Raw genomic sequence first — 16288 nt, 5'->3', positions numbered from 1 at the left:
ATTCCGCCGCCGTCCTGCTATCATCCACGCCCGCCGTTCTGTAGCCCCGCTTTTTGCCATGATTGATTCCGCTGACCACGTCACCCATGCACTGCCCGTGACCGTGGCCACGCGCCTGCACTTCACCGATGGCAAGACGCGCGCCATCTTCACGGTGGACCTGGTGCAGGACCTGCTGGGCGACTGGGTGCTCACCCAAGCCTGGGATGGCATCGAAGGACGCAGCGCAGTACGCAGCGCAGTACGCCGCGTGGTGGTGGCCGGGCATGAAGAGGGTTTGCTGATGCTGCAGAAGATTGCCCGTCACAAGGAGCGCTTGGGGTTCCGGCCTGTGCATCTGTATCACGTGGGCTGAGGCTGCCGGCTTTCCTTGCCGAACGCCGTTCGCGCCCTGGTGGCCCGGATGGCGTTTTTCTATGTAGGTTATCTGCATCGCAGATCTACGCTCAAGTTTCAACGTGTTTAACTTTAATCCGCGAGCGTCTTGAAAAGTATGAATGTCACGCCCCCATTTGACGAACTCGCCAAAGAATACGGCGTGAGAATCGTACGCGATAAAGGCAATTCCGTCATTTCGATACCGAGCATCTCAGAGGTGTCGTTGGATATCGGCTTTATATTGCATCGGGCACCCTTGCAATTCGAGAAATGGAAATTGATACGTATTGTGACTATCGCCGATGACTTATGCTGTTATGGCCGTGGCGTAGAGTCTTTGGCAAGGTCTATACGGCGTGACGGGGAATTGCTGGCCTCTCTGCGGCTTCTTTTAGAGCACTTTCGAAGCGAAATTGTATGGTCGAATTCGCTCGTCTATACGCGATTAAGTCCTTATGTTGCAGAAAGCGATGTAACCGGTGGTAGACGATTTTTATCAAACTTCTCACTGATAGCGGCACGTCTTCAAAAATACGCGAGCCTGGGAATTGTCGTTAATACAGATGCAGACGGCTATGGTCCCAGGCACATTCGCCGCCTGGTCTCTTTGCTAATGACCCTGTTGGGGGTAGTTGTCGGGGGCGGTATTTTGTACGTTCAAAATGTCCGCCACTAAAGTGGCGGCCCATCGTCCAGCATTTCGTCGACAACTACGGCTGGCAAGAAACCTTGGGGTGCGCGGAATGTGCCTGCGGGCTGCCTGAGAGAGCAACGCGCTACGCCGCAACGGCAGATGCGGCCGTGGTTGGCAGCGTAGCGGCTTTCAGCTACGCTGCCGGGTCAACGTTCAATGCCGTTTTTTTCTGATTGCGCCATGCTCATCCTCTTTCTCAAGGCCGTCCTGCTGATCCCGGTCACGCTGCTGCCCATCCTCAATCCCCTGGGCATCGCGCCGGTGTTCGCCAACCTCCTGGGCAATGTCAGTCGCAGCACCGAAAAGCGCATCGCGCGCCAGGTCGCCATCAATTGCTGGTTCATGCTGGTGGCGGCGATCTTCATCGGCTCGCACGTGCTGACCTTCTTCGGCATCTCGCTGCCCATCGTGCGGGTGGGCGGTGGCCTGCTGGTGGCGGTGTCGGGCTGGAAGCTGCTGAACGACAATAGCCAGGACAGCGCTATTCCCACCCAGGTGGCCAAGTCCTATGACGAAGACCTGCCCGATGAAGAAATCAAGGCGCGCAGCTTCTATCCGATGAGCTTCCCCTTGACCGTCGGCCCTGGCACCATCGCCGCCTCCATCACCCTGGGCGCCAACACGCCCACGCGCCTGCTGGATTGGGTGATTTCGGTAGGTAGCGCCGCCCTGGGCGCTGCACTGACCGCGCTGGTGATCTTCCTTTGCTACAACTATGCGCACAAGCTGGTCAACCTGATGGGCCGCCTGGGCACCATGGTGGTGCTGCGGCTATCGGCCTTCATCCTGCTGTGTATCGGGATCCAGATCTTCTGGTCGGGCATGGCGGCCTTGCTGGCCGAGGCGGGAATCAGTGGCGTGGCGCCGTGAGGGAAGAAAAACTAAGAATCGCAAATCCGAAGTGTCAGTTTCCGCAAGGAAAAAACTAACTATTTCAACCAACCCAGCTCATCCAAGGCATCCTGCACCAGTTCCAGCCGCAGCAGCGGATTGTCCAGCGCCAGCAGGCTCTGCTTGAGGTTCACGGAAATGGGCATCATCTCGGCCCAGCGGTTGGCGACCCAGCCGCAGTCATCGAGCTGGTAAGGCGCGGCGATGGGCACTTCGCTGTCCGGCAAGCCTTGGCGCAGTACCGATTGCAGCAGGTTCTCCAGCGCCTGTGCGGTATTGCGCAATTCATCGGGCACCGTCACGGCGCGGTCGGCTTCCATCATCTCCACCTGTGCCGTCCACAGCCCGTGCTTTTGCTGCTCGGCCTGCAGGATACGGAAACGTTCACTGCCGAGACAGGCAATGCGCATCAGGCCGGGGGAGGGCGTGCTCCATTCCTGGATGCGCGCCACCGTGCCCACGCCGACGAAGCGCTCGGTCTGGCCGGGCCGCCGTACTTCCGATCCATCCGTCAGGGCCACCACGCCAAAGCTGCTGCCCTCGGCGATGCACTTGCGGATCATGTCCAGGTAGCGCACCTCGAAGATCTGCAGCGGCAGCCGCCCTTGCGGAAAGAGCGTGCTGGCCAGCGGGAACAGCGGGATGGTCTGGGCCGAGATCGGTGGGCGCGGCGTGGCGGGGGCAGCAGGCATGATTACTCCTCAAGGAAGTCACTCATGAACGCAGCGCATAGCGGTTCTCGGCCACGCATTCATAGCGCTGCACAATGTAGCCATTGTCGTCCACGCTTTCGAGATAGACGTCGAACTGCCACAACCGCGCCATGTGACGCAGCACCTCGTTGGTGCTGTCGCCCAGCGAGCGGCCATCGCTGCGGAAATGGCGCAGCGTCAGGCTGCGGTTGCCGCGTGTGTTGACCGACCAGACCTGGATATTGGGTTCGCGATGGTTGATGTCGTACTGCCGCGAGAGCGCCTGGCGCACGTACTGGAAGCCGCGCTCATTGTGGATGGCCGAGACTTCGATCTCGCTGCGTGCCTCATCGTCCAGCACGGCAAACATGCGCATGTCGCGCATGAGCTTGGGCGAGAGATATTGCGCAATGAAGCTCTCATCCTTGTAGTTGCGCATCACATGCTGCAGGGTATCGAGCCAGTTGCTGCCGGCTATGTCGGGGAACCACTCGCGGTCTTCGTCGCTGGGGTGTTCGCAGATGCGGCGGATGTCGCTCATCATCGAGAAACCCAGAGCATAGGGATTGATGCCGTTGTAATACGGTTTGGTAATGGGCGGCTGGAACACCACGTTGCTATGCGAATGCAGGAATTCCATCATGAAGCCATCGGTCAGGCGGCCCTGGTCGTAGAGCGTATTCAACAGGGTGTAATGCCAGAAGGTGGCCCAGCCTTCGTTCATCACCTGGGTCTGGCGCTGCGGATAGAAGTACTGGCCGACCTTGCGCACGATGCGGATGACCTCGCGCTCCCACGGCTCCAGCAGGGGCGCATTCTTCTCGGCGAAATACAGCAGGTTTTCCTGCGGCTCGGACGGGAAGCGGCCTTCCACAGCGGCGGCCGCCGTTTCCTTCTTGGCCGGCAAGGTGCGCCACAGCTCGTTGACCTGCGATTGCATATAGGCTTCGCGTTCGCGCTGGCGCGCCTTTTCCTGCGCCAGCGAGAGACGTTGCGGACGTTTGTAGCGGTCCACGCCGTAGTTCATCAGCGCATGGCAGGAGTCCAGCAATTCTTCCACGCGTTCGAAGCCGTGCCGTTCTTCGCACTCGGCGATGTAATTGCGGGCATACACCAGGTAATCGATGATGGCGCTGGCGTCGGTCCACAACTGGAACAGGTAGTTGCCCTTGAAGAAAGAGTTGTGGCCGTAGGCGGCGTGGGCGATGACCAGGGCTTGCATGGTCATCGTGTTCTCTTCCATCAGGTAGGCGATGCAGGGGTCCGAGTTGATCACGATCTCGTAGGCCAGGCCCATCTGGCCGCGCTTGTAGTCGCGTTCGGTCAACATGAAATGCTTGCCGTAGGACCAGTGCCGATAATTGACCGGCATCCCGTGCGAGGCATAGGCATCCATCATCTGCTCGGCCGAGATGATCTCCAGCTGGATGGGGTAGATGTCCAGCGCGTAACCCTTGGCCACCCTGGCGATTTCCTCGTTGTAGCGCTCGATGAGCTCGAAGCTCCAGTCCGAGGGGCAAGGCAGCGGGTCATGCTTGAAGCGGCTGTTCATGCGTGCACCTGCTTTTCAAAGAGTTCGCGGAAGACCGGATAGATCTCGGCGGCCGATTGCACCTTCTTCATGGCGAAGTGCGGATGCGATTCGATCAACTGCATGTACTCGGTCCACAGGTTCTGTTCCGGCTCGGCCACCTGGATGTAGGCGAAATAGCGTGTCAGCGGCAGGATGGAGGACTCCAGCAGTTCACGGCACTTGGGTGAATCGTCGTTCCAGTTGTCGCCATCCGAGGCTTGCGCACCATAGATATTCCATTCGCTGGGCGAGTAGCGCTTGGTGATGATGTCGTGCATCAGCTCCAGGGCGCTGGAGACTACGGTGCCGCCGCTTTCCTGCGAATGGAAGAAGGTGTTTTCATCGACTTCATCGGCACGCGTGTGATGGCGGATGAAGACCACTTCGATGTGCTCGTAGTTACGCGTCAGGAATAGATAGAGCAGGATGAAGAAGCGCTTGGACAAATCCTTGCGCTGCTCATCCATCGAGCCCGACACGTCCATGACGCAGAACATCACCGCGCGGCTGGACGGTTGCGGTTGACGCACCCGGTTCACATAGCGCAGGTCGAAGGGGTCGATGAAGGGGATGCGCAGGATGCGGGCGCGCAGGTGCTTCACCTCTTCTTCCAGCAGCGGGATATCGGCGCTGTGCTCCCCGGGCTTGCGCTTCATCTCGGCCAGCGCTTCTTCGGCCGCATCGAGCTGCCGCTGCAGCGGCCCGCCCAGGGCGATGCGGCGGCCCAGGGAGGAACGCAGCGAGCGCACCACGTCGATGTTGTTGGGCGAGCCGTCGACCGAATAACCGGCGCGCTGGTTTTTCCAGTTGGGTACTTGCAGCAGATTGGTTTCCACCAGGCGCGGCAGTTCCAGATCCTCGAAGAAGTAATGCATGAATTCTTCGCGGGTCAGCTCGAAGGTGAAATCATCCTGGCCTTCGCCCTCATTGCTGGCACTGCTGCCACCCCCGCCACCGCTGCCACCGTTCTGGCGCGGGATACGGTCACCCTGCAGGTAATCCTGGTTGCCCGGATGCACGGCTTCGCGCTTGCCTCCCTTGCCGTGATGGAAGAAGGGCTCCGAGACATCCTTGCGCGGGATGCTGATGCTCTTCGATTTTTCCAGATCGGTAATGCTCCGGTCGCGCACGGCGTCGGCCACCGAACGTTGGATATGTCCCTTGAAGCGCCGCAGGAAGCGCTCCCGATTGGCGATGCTCTTGTTCTTGCCAGCCAGCCTGCGGTCGATGATCTGATGCAGCACTCGGTTCTCCTGCTAGTGGTCGGCGGTGCGCCAGGCGCACGGCGCCGAAGGGTCGCCGCGCGCATCGCCATGCATGGAGCGGGCGATGCGCAACAGCGGCGCTTACGAGGACTTGCGCACGCGCAGGTACCATTCGCACAGCAGGCGCACCTGCTTGGGCGTGTATCCCTTGCTGACCATGCGATTGACGAAGTCTTCGTGTTTCTGCATTTCTTCGGTGGAGCCCTTGGCGTTGAAGGAAATCACCGGCAACAGGTCTTCGGTGTTGGAGAACATCTTCTTCTCGATCACCACGCGCAGTTTTTCATAGCTGGTCCACAGCGGATTCTTGCCACCGTTGTTGACCCTTGCACGCAGCACGAAGTTGACGATCTCGTTGCGGAAGTCCTTGGGGTTGCTGATGCCGGCCGGCTTCTCGATCTTTTCCAGCTCGGCATTCAAGGCTGCGCGGTCGAAGCTCTCGCCAGTATCATGATCGCGGTATTCCTGATCCTGGATCCAGAAATCGGCATAGGTGACGTAACGGTCAAAGACGTTCTGGCCATATTCCGAATACGACTCCAGATACGCGGTCTGGATTTCCTTGCCGATGAATTCGGCATAGCGCGAGGCCAGCGTGTCCTTCACGAAGGACAGGTATTTCTGCTCGACTTCCTGCGGGAATTGCTCGCGCTCGATCTGCTGTTCCAGCACGTACATCAGGTGCACTGGATTGGCCGCTACCTCGGTGGTATCAAAGTTGAACACGCGCGAGAGGATCTTGAAGGCGAAGCGCGTGGAGATGCCGTTCATGCCTTCATCGACACCGGCATAGTCGCGATACTCCTGATAGGACTTGGCCTTGGGGTCGGTATCCTTCAGATTCTCGCCGTCATAGACCTGCATCTTGGAGAAGAGGCTGGAATTTTCCGGCTCCTTCAGGCGCGTCAGTACCGAGAACTGCGCCATCATCTTCAGCGTGCCGGGGGCGCACGTCGCCTTGCCCAGCGACGAGCTGCGGATCAGCTTTTCGTAGATCTTGATTTCTTCGGACACGCGCAGGCAGTAAGGCACCTTGACGATGAAGATGCGGTCCAGCAGCGCTTCATTGTTCTTGTTGTTGCGGAAGGCCTTCCATTCCGATTCGTTGGAGTGGGCCAGGATGACGCCATCGAAGGGGATCGCACCGAAACCTTCAGTGCCCTTGAAGTTGCCTTCCTGGGTGGCCGTCAACAGCGGGTGCAGCACCTTGATGGGGGCCTTGAACATTTCCACGAATTCCAGCAGGCCCTGGTTGGACAGGCACAGACCACCCGAATAGCTGTAGGCGTCGGCATCGTCCTGCGAATATTGTTCCAGCTTGCGGATGTCGACCTTGCCGACCAGGGTGGAAATGTCCTGGTTATTTTCATCGCCCGGCTCGGTCTTGGAAATGCCGATCTGGCGCAGGATGGACGGGTAGCGCTTGACCACGCGGAACTGGCGGATGTCGCCGTTGTACTCGTGCAGGCGCTTGACCGCCCAGGGGCTCAGGATGGGTTTGAGATAGCGGCGCGGGATGCCGTATTGCTCTTCGAGGATGGGGCCGTCTTCGTCATAGTCGAACAAGCCCAGCGGCGATTCGTTGACCGGCGAGCCCTTGATGGAATAGAAGGGCACTTGCTCCATGAGCTGCTTCAAGCGCTCGGCAATGGAGGACTTGCCGCCACCGACCGGGCCCAGCAGATAAAGGATCTGCTTCTTCTCTTCCAGGCCTTGCGCGGCATGGCGGAAATACGAAACAACCTGCTCGATCACTTCTTCCGCGCCATAGAATTCCTTGAAGGCGGGATAGACCTTGATGACCTTGTTGGCAAAGATGCGCGAGAGGCGCGGATCTTCCCGGGTGTCGACCTTCTCCGGTTCGCCGATGGCCATCAGCATCCGTTCGGCAGCCGATGCATAGACTGCCGGGTCGTTCTTGCAAAGATTCAGATACTCTTCAAGCGATAATTCTTCTTCTCTGGTCTTGTCGAACCGGCTTGCAAAGCTGCTGTAGATATCCATACCACCTCCGTCGCTCTCAAAAAAGTACGAAACAGATTCATATGTCTGGACTTGCCATCTGCGGTTATCAAAGAACGCGTCGGTGACTCTGTGTTGCGTCATTGCCGGTGTGTTCTTTGAAAGCCGTAGCATCAACAGCGCGATGTGAAGATTTTTTTAGATCGCGTTTTTATTCTAGTCCTTTTTTTGCTTCTGCTTGATGATCCCTATAGTGCAGCTTTGTTCATCAGAGCCAGATTTTTTTGCGCTTTCCCGTCTATTGAGGTGATGCTTCGATCTCCTCGCCTGCGCGGAGAGGCCTGAAGGGAATTTCACTTCATGCTCTTTCAATGTGCGGATCGCTTCAGCGGTTGACCTCACGGTGCGCTATTTTCGCGCAGCGTGCCATCATGAAAAACCTGATGGCCGGCGGGAGAAAACAGGCGGACAATGCCTGTCGGGCGGTTGAGCAGGCCAGAAAGACTGGTCTTGCCAATGCTGCCGTTCTCCTCCTGCCGGTGCAATTCGCGTGTCCCGCGCACCGATCTCTTTACTTCATATCCCCTTATAGCTGGAATCGTGCCAGCCATGGTTGACATATTGCAGGGTACAGCCAAGGTAAAGCATCTTTTTTGTAACCGGGGCGATTGCGCTGCCTCTCTGTTGCTGATCCGCCTCACCCCGACTGGCGTGCAAGGACGTTCAGCAGCGCTGCAAAAATGCTTTAGATGATTTACGGATTTGTTCATGCGTGGCGCGCATGGGTTGTCCCGTTTTTTTGCATACCGGAATAGCATGATGTGAAGGCTTGTGCTGAATCCCGAGTGATGTCCTGCAAGCAACTTCATAGGGGCTGTTTCCGCCCATTTTTGCAATTCCGCCACGCTCCCGGTACAAACTCGGCCGTCAGCCTCTCGGCGTGGGGGGTAAAAGCGCATAAGTCATTGACAGCTAAGTAGAAAATGCAGTCTAATTCAGGGTTCACCATCTGAAGAATTGCGCGCGGTGCCGTCGCAGTGCTGTTTCAGTTGCCCACCGGACGATTACCCAGGGTATTGCCCAGGTTGTCCACCGGGAGGCGGCAGAGGCCAACAGAGTTAATGGTGTCAGCGATGCAGGGGCTGCCGGCTTGGTGGGCGGCAGGGCATCGGTGATGCGGAACAGGCACACCGAAAGCGGTTCCAGAATTCCGATTTATTTTTGCTGTTTGCTCCAAGGCAGCCCAACTTAGCGAGTCCAACATGAAACGTACTTACCAACCTTCCGTCGTGCGTCGCAAGCGTACCCATGGTTTCCGTGCCCGTATGGCCACCCGTGGCGGCCGTGCCGTGATCAACGCCCGTCGCGCCAAGGGCCGCAAGCGTCTGGCTGCAGTTTAAGCCGGGGCTTTGCGCTGCCGTTTCGTGTGACGGACGTCCGTTCACCGCTTCCAGCACGTCAAGCAGGCGACTTCCCACGCGATCGGCGAATCGTTAAAACGGATGAGTTTTCATCCGTTTTTCGTTTGCGCCCCGTGTATCGTACCGAGCATTTCGTGTTGTACGCCCGCCGCAACAGTCTGTCGCAAGCCCGTCTGGGCGTGGTGGCGGCCAAGCGGCTGGCGCCGCGTGCGGTGACCCGCAACACGATCAAACGGGCCACGCGCGAGCTGTTTCGTCAGGCGCAACTGCCTGCCGTGGACTGCATCGTGCGCCTGTCGCGCCCGGTCAATACCAGGAAAGATCCGGCCCGCAGTGCGGTCGTCAAGGCCATGCTGCGTGCCGAACTGACGCAATTGTTCGCCTTCCTGCCGAGCGCGGCTGCGTTCGCCAGGAAATAGCCAGGAAAACCGGAAGTGATGAAGACGCCTCTGCTCCTGCTGTTACGTGCCTACAAGCTGGGAGTGAGCCCTTTCCTGGGGCAGAATTGCCGTTTCTATCCCAGCTGTTCCGACTACGCTGCCGAGGCGGTGCGCCTGCATGGCGCGCTCAAGGGCAGCCTGTTGGCCGGCAAGCGCCTGTGCAAGTGTCATCCCTGGCATCCCGGTGGCCTGGACTTCGTGCCCGGCTCGGAGCAGGCGCGTGCGCAGGCGATGCAAGCGTCTTCATCTACCTCTGCCGGGTCCGCTTCCGGGTGTGTATCTGACTCCCCCTCTACTTCGCCGCAGCCCTCGGCTGCGCGGGTTTCTCCCCCTGTGGCCGCTGACGGTTGCAGCCACTCCTGAACTCATCAATACGCATATGGATATCAAACGTACCGTCCTGTGGGTTGTATTCTCCTTCTCCCTGCTGCTGCTCTGGGATAGCTGGATGCGCCATAACGGACATCAGTCGATGTTCTTCCCGTCGGCCACTTCGACTCAGGAGCAAGCCGCCGCCAATCCGGCCTCGCCCACCGCCAGCCCGACCGGTTCCCCGGTCCCGCAGGCTGGCACGCCGGCGCCGGCCCCTGGCGCCGTGCCGGGTGCTGAGGTTGCCGCTGCCACCAAGGGCGAAACCATCACCATCACCACCGACCTGGTCAAGGCCAGCATCGATACCGTGGGCGGTGAATTGAAGCGCCTGGAACTGTTGAAGGAACCCGACGTGGTCGATCCGACCAAGAACGTTGTGCTGTTCGACTCCGAACCGGGCCACATGTACCTGGCCGAATCGGGCTTGATCGGCGGTCCCTTCCCCAACCACAAGACCATCTTCACCGCCCAGCCGGGTCCGCGCACGCTGGACAACGGCAATGAAGTGCAACTGGTGCTGGTGGCCGAGCAGGGCGGCGTGAAGCTGACCAAGACCTACACCTTCAAGCGCGACAGCTACCTGATTGACGTCAAGCACACGGTGACCAACACCACCGGTGCGCCGATCAATCCTTCGCTGTACCTGCAACTGGTGCGCGACGGCAACAAGCCCGGTGGCGAATCGCACTTCTACAGCACCTTCACCGGCCCGGCCGTCTATAGCGATGCCGAACACTTCGAAAAGCTGGACTTCGAAAAGATCGCCAACGGCAAGCAGCAGCACGTGAACAAGGCCGACAACGGCTGGATCGCCATGGTGCAGCACTACTTCGTGTCGGCCTTTATCCCGCCCCAGAAGGCCGAGCGCGACATCTTCAGCAAGAAGGTTGGCGACAACCTGTATGCGATCGGTTCCATTCTGCCGCTGGGCACGGTGGCGCCCAACGCCAGCGTGACCATGGACAGCCAGCTGTATTCCGGTCCCACCGTCTCCAAGACCCTGCAAGCGATTGCCCCGGGCCTGGACTTGGTGCGTGACTACGGCCACCTGACCGTGATCGCCGAGCCCATCTTCTGGCTGATGACCCACATCCACAACCTGGTGGGCAACTGGGGCTGGACCATCATCCTGCTGACTGTGCTGATCAAGCTGGTGTTCTTCCCGTTGTCGGCCGCCAGCTACCGCAGCATGGCCAAGATGAAGGCGGTCTCGCCCAAGATGCAAGCCATCCGCGAACGCCACAAGAACGATCCGCAGGCCATGAATCGCGAGATGATGGCGCTCTACAAGACCGAGAAGATCAACCCGCTGGGCGGCTGTCTGCCTATCGTGATCCAGATCCCGGTGTTCATCTCGCTGTACTCGGTGCTGCTGGCTTCGGTGGAAATGCGCGGCGCACCGTGGCTGGGCTGGGTGCATGACCTGACGGCACCGGATCGTCTGTTCGGCACGCTGCCTTACTTCAACATGCCTATCGGCTTGCTGCCCATCATCATGGCGGCCTCGATGTTCCTGCAGACCAAGCTCAACCCGACCCCGCCCGATCCGGTGCAGGCCAAGGTGATGATGTTCATGCCGCTGGTGTTCTCGGTGATGTTCTTCTTCTTCCCGTCCGGCCTGGTGCTGTACTGGGTGACCAACAACATCCTGTCTATCGCCCAGCAATGGGTGATCACCCGCAACATCGAGAGCGGCAAGACCAAGTAAGTGATTCTGGTCAGCTATCCAAGAAAAAACCCGTGGAATCCACGGGTTTTTTTTCGGTCCTACTGTGCCAGCGGGGTTAACATTGTCAAAGCCGTTGCTCCGAGGGGGATGCCGCGGGCTCAGTTCAACACAACAACAAGTATTCGCAGATGACTTTAGATTCTTCTCCTATCGCCGCCATCGCCACCGCACCCGGACGCGGCGGCATTGGTGTGGTGCGCATTTCCGGCCGCAACCTGACGCCGGTGATGCGTGCCGTATGCGGGCGTGAGAGCCTCGCGCCGCGCCATGCCACCTACCTGCCGTTCCAGAATGAAGACGGCAGCGTCATCGACCAGGGCCTGGCCATCTATTTCCCTGGTCCGCATTCCTACACCGGCGAAGACGTGCTGGAACTGCAGGGCCATGGTGGCCCGGTGGTGATGCAGATGCTGCTGGCGCGCTGCGTGCAGGCCGGTAGCGAGATCGGCTTGCGCCTGGCCGAGCCGGGTGAATTCACCCAGCGTGCCTTCTTGAACGACAAGATCGACCTGGCCCAGGCCGAGGCCGTGGCCGACCTGATCGAAGCCACCACTGAGGCGGCGGCCAAGTCGGCTTCCGAATCGCTCTCGGGGGCCTTCTCCAAGGTGATCCATGAACTGGTGGACCAGGTCACGCGCCTGCGTATGTTGGTGGAAGCCACGCTGGACTTCCCCGAAGAGGAAATCGATTTCTTGCAGCAGAGCGATGCCCGTGGCCAGCTCGCCACCATCCGCAGTACGCTGGAAGACGTCTTCAAGCACGCCGCGCAAGGTGCGCTGCTGCGCGACGGCCTCAATGCCGTGCTGGCCGGCAAGCCCAACGTAGGCAAGTCTTCGCTGCTGAACGTGCTGGCCGGCTCGGACGTGGCCATCGTCACCCCCATTGCCGGCACCACCCGCGACAAGGTCACCCAGACCATCCAGATCGAAGGGATGCCCCTGAACATCATCGACACCGCCGGCATTCGCGAAGCGGGCGAGGATGGTAGTGGCCCGGATGAAGTCGAACGCATCGGCATCGAGCGTACCTGGGCCGAGGTGGCCAAGGCCGACGTCATCCTGCATATGCTGGACGCTGATCGCGGCCCGACCCTGGAAGATGAAAAGATCACCGCGCGCTTCCCCGATGGCGTGCCCATCATCCGCATCTGGAACAAGATCGACCGTTCCGGGCACAAGCCGGCCGTGGACAAGATGTCCGACGCCACCCATGTCTATCTGTCGGCGGCCGAAGGGCAGGGCGTGGACCTGCTGCGTGCCGAGCTGTTGCGCATCGCCGGTTGGCAGCAGACGGTGGAGTCGCGCTATCTTGCCCGCGAGCGGCACCTGCTGGCATTGAAGGCGGCCGATGAGCATCTGGCCCATGCTGCTGCTCATGCCGCGCTGGACAATGAAGCCGGCGACCATGCACTGGATCTGTTTGCCGAAGAGCTGCGCCTGGCGCAGGAGCGGCTCTCCAGCATCACCGGCAAGTTCACGTCGGATGATTTGCTGGGGGTGATCTTCTCGCGCTTCTGTATCGGCAAGTAAGCTCGGCAGTGAGGTGAAGACGGCGTGGCTGCGTGGTCTTCATTCCTGACAGATTCCCTAAGTTCCACTGCTCAATTGCAACGGATGTTACAGCGTGTAAAAAGCTTGGAGGTGAAAGAGGAGCATCGTTATTCTGAAGTTCCTCCCCCTCCAATTCATCACCCCTGAGAATTGGATTTAACCCGCCGCCGCAAGGTGCGCGGGTTTTTTTATGGCTGTGTGCCACTGCTCTGCAGGAAAAAGAGGGCGCTGCTAAGATGCCGGCTGTCTGAATCGTCCTTCAACCCTCTGCAAAGGAACAAGAACATGTCTGCCAATCCACGCAATGCCGACTATCCCATCGATCCGCAATTCCTGAACCGCTGGTCCCCGCGCGCCTACAGCGCCGCCGAGATTTCCGAAGAGACCGTGCTGACCTTCCTGGAAGCCGCCCGCTGGGCGCCTTCGGCCTACAATGCCCAACCCTGGCGCTTCGTCTATGCGCGTCGCGGCACCCCGGCCTGGGATAGCCTGCTGGGCCTGTTGAATGAATTCAACCGCAGCTGGTGCGCCAACGCCTCGGCCCTGATCGTGGTGCTCTCGCGCACCGTGATGGTCCCCCCGGGCGCCACGGAAGCCGTGCCGGCCCCGACCCATTCCTTCGACACCGGCTCGGCCTGGGGCTACCTGGCCCTGCAAGCTTCGCTGTCCGGTTGGCACGCCCACGGCATGGCCGGCTTCGACAAGGAGCGCGCCCGTACCGAACTGAATGTGCCGGCCGAATTCTCGGTGGAAGCCATGGTGGTGGTAGGCAAGCTGGGCGACAAGTCGACCCTGCCCGAAGGCCTGCAGGCGCGTGAAGTACCGAGCCCGCGCGAGCCGCTGTCCAAGCTGGCGTTCGAGGGCAAATTCAAGGCCTGAAGCCGGGTCGTAAAAAATTTCGCAATTTTCTAAAAAAGGCCTGGCTTTTTGAAAAAGTCTCTCCTATAATAGCGATCTTTCAGCAAGCAAGGACGGCTGAAACGGTTTTAGGAGTGGTAGTTCAGTTGGTTAGAATACCGGCCTGTCACGCCGGGGGTCGCGGGTTCGAGCCCCGTCCGCTCCGCCAAATAAAACGCCTCATTCGAAAGAATGGGGCGTTTTTGTTTTTGCGCTTTGTTTTCTCTCATCTGCCTAGCTGAAAAAAAGCCGATGCATCGCAAGATACATCGGCTTCGTCACGCTGAGGCCAGCGAAGGTCAACCCTTCGCCTTACTCCCCGACAACTGCTCCACCACCTGCCGCGGTGCCTCGGCATAGTGCTTGAACTCCATCGAGTAGGTCGCCCGCCCCTGTGACAGCGAGCGCAGCGTGGTCGAGTAGCCGAACATTTCCGACAGCGGCACTTCGGCGCGCACCAGCTTGCCGCCGCCCACCATGTCTTCCATGCCCTGCACCATCCCGCGCCGCGAGGACAGGTCGCCCATCACGTTGCCCATGAATTCCTCGGGCGTTTCCACCTCGACCTGCATCATCGGCTCCAAGAGCATCGGGCCGGCACGCTTCATCGCTTCCTTGAAGGCCATCGAGCCGGCCATGCGGAAGGCGTTTTCGTTGGAGTCCACGTCGTGGTATGAACCGAAGGTCAACGTCGCCTTCACATCGACCACCGGGTAACCGGCCAGCACGCCCGCCTTGAGCGATTCCTGGATGCCCTTGTCCACGGCCGGGATGAATTCGCGCGGTACCACGCCACCCTTGATGGCATCGACGAATTCATAGCCCTTGCCGGCCGGTTGCGGTTCCAGCTTGATCACCACGTGACCATACTGCCCACGCCCGCCAGACTGCTTGACGAACTTGCCTTCCACATCTTCCACGGCCTTGCGGATCGCTTCACGATAGGCCACCTGCGGCTTGCCGACCGTGGCCTCGACGTTGAACTCGCGCTTCATCCGGTCGACCAGAATTTCCAGGTGCAGCTCGCCCATGCCCGACATGATGGTCTGGCCTGATTCCTCATCGGTATGTACGCGGAAGGACGGATCTTCCTGTGCCAGGCGATTCAAGGCGATGCCCATCTTTTCCTGGTCGGCCTTGGTCTTGGGCTCCACTGCCTGCGAGATCACCGGCTCGGGGAAGATCATGCGTTCCAGGATAATGGGATGCTCCGGGTCCGACAGCGTGTCGCCAGTAGTCACATCCTTCAGACCCACGGCCGCAGCGATGTCGCCAGCGAACACTTCCTTGATCTCCTTGCGCTCGTTGGCGTGCATCTGCAGGATGCGGCCCAGGCGTTCCTTCTTGCCCTTGACCGGGTTGTAGACCGTGTCGCCCGAATTGACGATGCCGGAATACACGCGGAAGAAGGTCAACTGACCCACGAAGGGATCGGTCATGATCTTGAAGGCCAGCGCCGAGAACGGTTCTTCATCCGAAGGATGGCGCTCGATCTCGCTATCGTCCTCGCCATGCCCGGCAATGGCTGGCACGTCCACGGGTGACGGCAGGTAATCGATCACCGCATCCAGCATGGCTTGCACGCCCTTGTTCTTGAAGGCGGAACCGGCCAGCATCGGCACGATCTCGTTGGCCACCGTGCGCAGGCGCAGGCCGCGCTTGATGTCGTCTTCGGTCAGGGGATTGCCGGAGAGATATTTCTCCAGCAGTTCCTCATTGGCTTCGGCGGCCTGCTCGACCATGTGGTCGCGCCATTGGCGTGCGGTGTCCTCCAGCTCCAGCGGGATGTCTTCGTACTTGAACAGCACGCCCTGGCTGGCCTCATCCCAGATGATGGCCTTCATCTTGACCAGGTCGATCACGCCCGAGAAATGGTCTTCCGCGCCCACCGGAATCTGGATGGGAACGGCACGACCCTTGAGGCGTTCCTCGATCTGCTTCTGCACGCGGAAGAAGTCGGCGCCGACGCGGTCCATCTTGTTGACGAAGGCAATGCGCGGCACCTTGTACTTGTTGGCCTGGCGCCAGACGGTCTCGGACTGCGGCTGCACGCCGCCCACCGAGTCATACACCATCACCGCGCCATCGAGCACGCGCATGGAGCGCTCCACCTCGATGGTGAAGTCCACGTGACCGGGGGTGTCGATGATGTTGATGCGATGCTCGGGATAATTGCCGGCCATGCCTTTCCAGAAGGCCGTGGTGGCCGCCGAGGTGATGGTGATGCCGCGTTCCTGCTCCTGCTCCATCCAGTCCATGGTGGCCGCACCGTTATGCACTTCACCGATCTTGTGGTTCACACCCGTATAAAAAAGAATGCGCTCGGTGGTCGTGGTCTTGCCCGCGTCGATATGCGCGCTGATACCGATGTTGCGGTAGTTTTCTATTCGGGTCTTGCGGCTCATGGCATGTCCTTTCGATGGT

At 59.7% G+C, this 16288-nt stretch carries 14 protein-coding genes, 1 tRNA gene and 1 pseudogene; 10 read left to right on the top strand and 6 right to left on the bottom strand.

Annotated features, from left to right (window positions below):
* Nucleotides 1–58: 58 nt before the first annotated feature.
* From RC54_RS22660 to RC54_RS22655, 3 genes are all read left to right on the top strand, one after another.
* Nucleotides 59–355, top strand: coding sequence for a hypothetical protein (locus RC54_RS22660; RefSeq protein WP_061789407.1), 297 nt, complete (start codon nt 59–61; stop codon nt 353–355).
* Between the two features lie 138 nt (nt 356–493).
* The gene (locus RC54_RS25515; RefSeq protein ID WP_156481283.1) at nt 494–1054 is read left to right on the top strand and encodes a hypothetical protein; all 561 of its coding nucleotides are present in this window, start codon (nt 494–496) and stop codon (nt 1052–1054) included.
* Nucleotides 1055–1252: 198 nt separating this feature from the next.
* On the top strand, nt 1253–1942 hold the full coding sequence (locus tag RC54_RS22655; RefSeq protein WP_044530983.1) for a MarC family protein: 690 nt from the start codon (nt 1253–1255) through the stop codon (nt 1940–1942).
* 59 nt (nt 1943–2001) lie between these two features.
* Here the strand turns inward: RC54_RS22655 and RC54_RS22650 are convergent, their stop codons facing one another.
* From RC54_RS22650 to RC54_RS25510, 5 genes are all read right to left on the bottom strand, one after another.
* Entirely contained in the window at nt 2002–2655 is a 654-nt protein-coding gene (locus RC54_RS22650) for an LON peptidase substrate-binding domain-containing protein (protein WP_061789408.1), read from the bottom strand.
* A gap of 22 nt (nt 2656–2677) precedes the next feature.
* Nucleotides 2678–4207: a SpoVR family protein gene (locus RC54_RS22645; RefSeq protein ID WP_061789409.1), complete on the bottom strand. Its 1530-nt coding sequence runs from the start codon at nt 4205–4207 to the stop codon at nt 2678–2680.
* The gene (locus RC54_RS22640) at nt 4204–5472 is read right to left on the bottom strand and encodes a YeaH/YhbH family protein (protein ID WP_061789410.1); all 1269 of its coding nucleotides are present in this window, start codon (nt 5470–5472) and stop codon (nt 4204–4206) included. Before RC54_RS22640 ends, RC54_RS22645 begins: the two co-directional genes overlap by 4 nt.
* A 102-nt stretch (nt 5473–5574) precedes the next feature.
* Complete coding sequence (locus RC54_RS22635; protein WP_008332931.1) at nt 5575–7497, bottom strand: PrkA family serine protein kinase; 1923 nt, start codon at nt 7495–7497, stop codon at nt 5575–5577.
* 356 nt (nt 7498–7853) lie between these two features.
* Nucleotides 7854–8225, bottom strand: a complete 372-nt coding sequence (locus RC54_RS25510; protein WP_156481284.1) for a hypothetical protein — start codon at nt 8223–8225, stop codon at nt 7854–7856.
* Between the two features lie 492 nt (nt 8226–8717).
* On the opposite strand from RC54_RS25510, the gene rpmH reads away from it, so the two are divergent.
* The 7 genes and pseudogenes from rpmH to RC54_RS22600 all read left to right on the top strand — a co-directional run bounded on the left by rpmH (nt 8718) and on the right by RC54_RS22600 (nt 14033).
* A complete protein-coding gene (rpmH, locus tag RC54_RS22630; RefSeq protein ID WP_006461360.1) occupies nt 8718–8855 on the top strand; it encodes a 50S ribosomal protein L34 in 138 nt (45 codons plus the stop codon).
* A 26-nt stretch (nt 8856–8881) separates the two neighbouring features.
* Entirely contained in the window at nt 8882–9295 is a 414-nt protein-coding gene (gene rnpA, locus RC54_RS22625) for a ribonuclease P protein component (RefSeq protein WP_082686117.1), read from the top strand.
* Between the two features lie 18 nt (nt 9296–9313).
* Nucleotides 9314–9547, top strand: a pseudogene (gene yidD / locus RC54_RS26020) (membrane protein insertion efficiency factor YidD); the annotation flags it as partial.
* A 148-nt stretch (nt 9548–9695) separates the two neighbouring features.
* Nucleotides 9696–11396 (top strand): membrane protein insertase YidC, encoded by a 1701-nt coding sequence (yidC, locus tag RC54_RS22615; protein ID WP_058897023.1) that lies wholly within the window; start codon nt 9696–9698, stop codon nt 11394–11396.
* A gap of 149 nt (nt 11397–11545) precedes the next feature.
* Nucleotides 11546–12946, top strand: a complete 1401-nt coding sequence (gene mnmE, locus RC54_RS22610; protein WP_058897022.1) for a tRNA uridine-5-carboxymethylaminomethyl(34) synthesis GTPase MnmE — start codon at nt 11546–11548, stop codon at nt 12944–12946.
* A gap of 306 nt (nt 12947–13252) precedes the next feature.
* Complete coding sequence (locus tag RC54_RS22605; RefSeq protein WP_058897019.1) at nt 13253–13846, top strand: nitroreductase family protein; 594 nt, start codon at nt 13253–13255, stop codon at nt 13844–13846.
* Between the two features lie 110 nt (nt 13847–13956).
* Nucleotides 13957–14033, top strand: a tRNA-Asp gene (locus tag RC54_RS22600).
* Nucleotides 14034–14163: 130 nt separating this feature from the next.
* Here RC54_RS22600 and fusA read toward each other — a convergent pair.
* The gene (fusA, locus tag RC54_RS22595; protein WP_061789411.1) at nt 14164–16269 is read right to left on the bottom strand and encodes an elongation factor G; all 2106 of its coding nucleotides are present in this window, start codon (nt 16267–16269) and stop codon (nt 14164–14166) included.
* Between the last annotated feature and the right edge of the window lie 19 nt (nt 16270–16288).

The organism is Herbaspirillum rubrisubalbicans (assembly GCF_003719195.1).
Classification (GTDB): Bacteria; Pseudomonadota; Gammaproteobacteria; order Burkholderiales; family Burkholderiaceae_D; genus Herbaspirillum; species Herbaspirillum rubrisubalbicans.
Note: the sequence above shows the minus strand (reverse complement) of the source record. Positions and strands in the feature narration are given on the sequence as shown.

What these genes read in the sequence shown, in the direction of transcription:
- RC54_RS22660 (WP_061789407.1), top strand. Translation starts at nt 59, where the DNA reads ATGATTGATTCCGCTGACCACGTCACCCATGCACTGCCCGTGACCGTG.
- RC54_RS25515 (WP_156481283.1), top strand. Translation starts at nt 494, where the DNA reads ATGAATGTCACGCCCCCATTTGACGAACTCGCCAAAGAATACGGCGTG.
- RC54_RS22655 (WP_044530983.1), top strand. Translation starts at nt 1,253, where the DNA reads ATGCTCATCCTCTTTCTCAAGGCCGTCCTGCTGATCCCGGTCACGCTG.
- RC54_RS22650 (WP_061789408.1), bottom strand. Translation starts at nt 2,655, where the DNA reads ATGCCTGCTGCCCCCGCCACGCCGCGCCCACCGATCTCGGCCCAGACC.
- RC54_RS22645 (WP_061789409.1), bottom strand. Translation starts at nt 4,207, where the DNA reads ATGAACAGCCGCTTCAAGCATGACCCGCTGCCTTGCCCCTCGGACTGG.
- RC54_RS22635 (WP_008332931.1), bottom strand. Translation starts at nt 7,497, where the DNA reads ATGGATATCTACAGCAGCTTTGCAAGCCGGTTCGACAAGACCAGAGAA.
- RC54_RS25510 (WP_156481284.1), bottom strand. Translation starts at nt 8,225, where the DNA reads ATGAACAAATCCGTAAATCATCTAAAGCATTTTTGCAGCGCTGCTGAA.
- rpmH (WP_006461360.1), top strand. Translation starts at nt 8,718, where the DNA reads ATGAAACGTACTTACCAACCTTCCGTCGTGCGTCGCAAGCGTACCCAT.
- yidC (WP_058897023.1), top strand. Translation starts at nt 9,696, where the DNA reads ATGGATATCAAACGTACCGTCCTGTGGGTTGTATTCTCCTTCTCCCTG.
- mnmE (WP_058897022.1), top strand. Translation starts at nt 11,546, where the DNA reads ATGACTTTAGATTCTTCTCCTATCGCCGCCATCGCCACCGCACCCGGA.
- RC54_RS22605 (WP_058897019.1), top strand. Translation starts at nt 13,253, where the DNA reads ATGTCTGCCAATCCACGCAATGCCGACTATCCCATCGATCCGCAATTC.
- fusA (WP_061789411.1), bottom strand. Translation starts at nt 16,269, where the DNA reads ATGAGCCGCAAGACCCGAATAGAAAACTACCGCAACATCGGTATCAGC.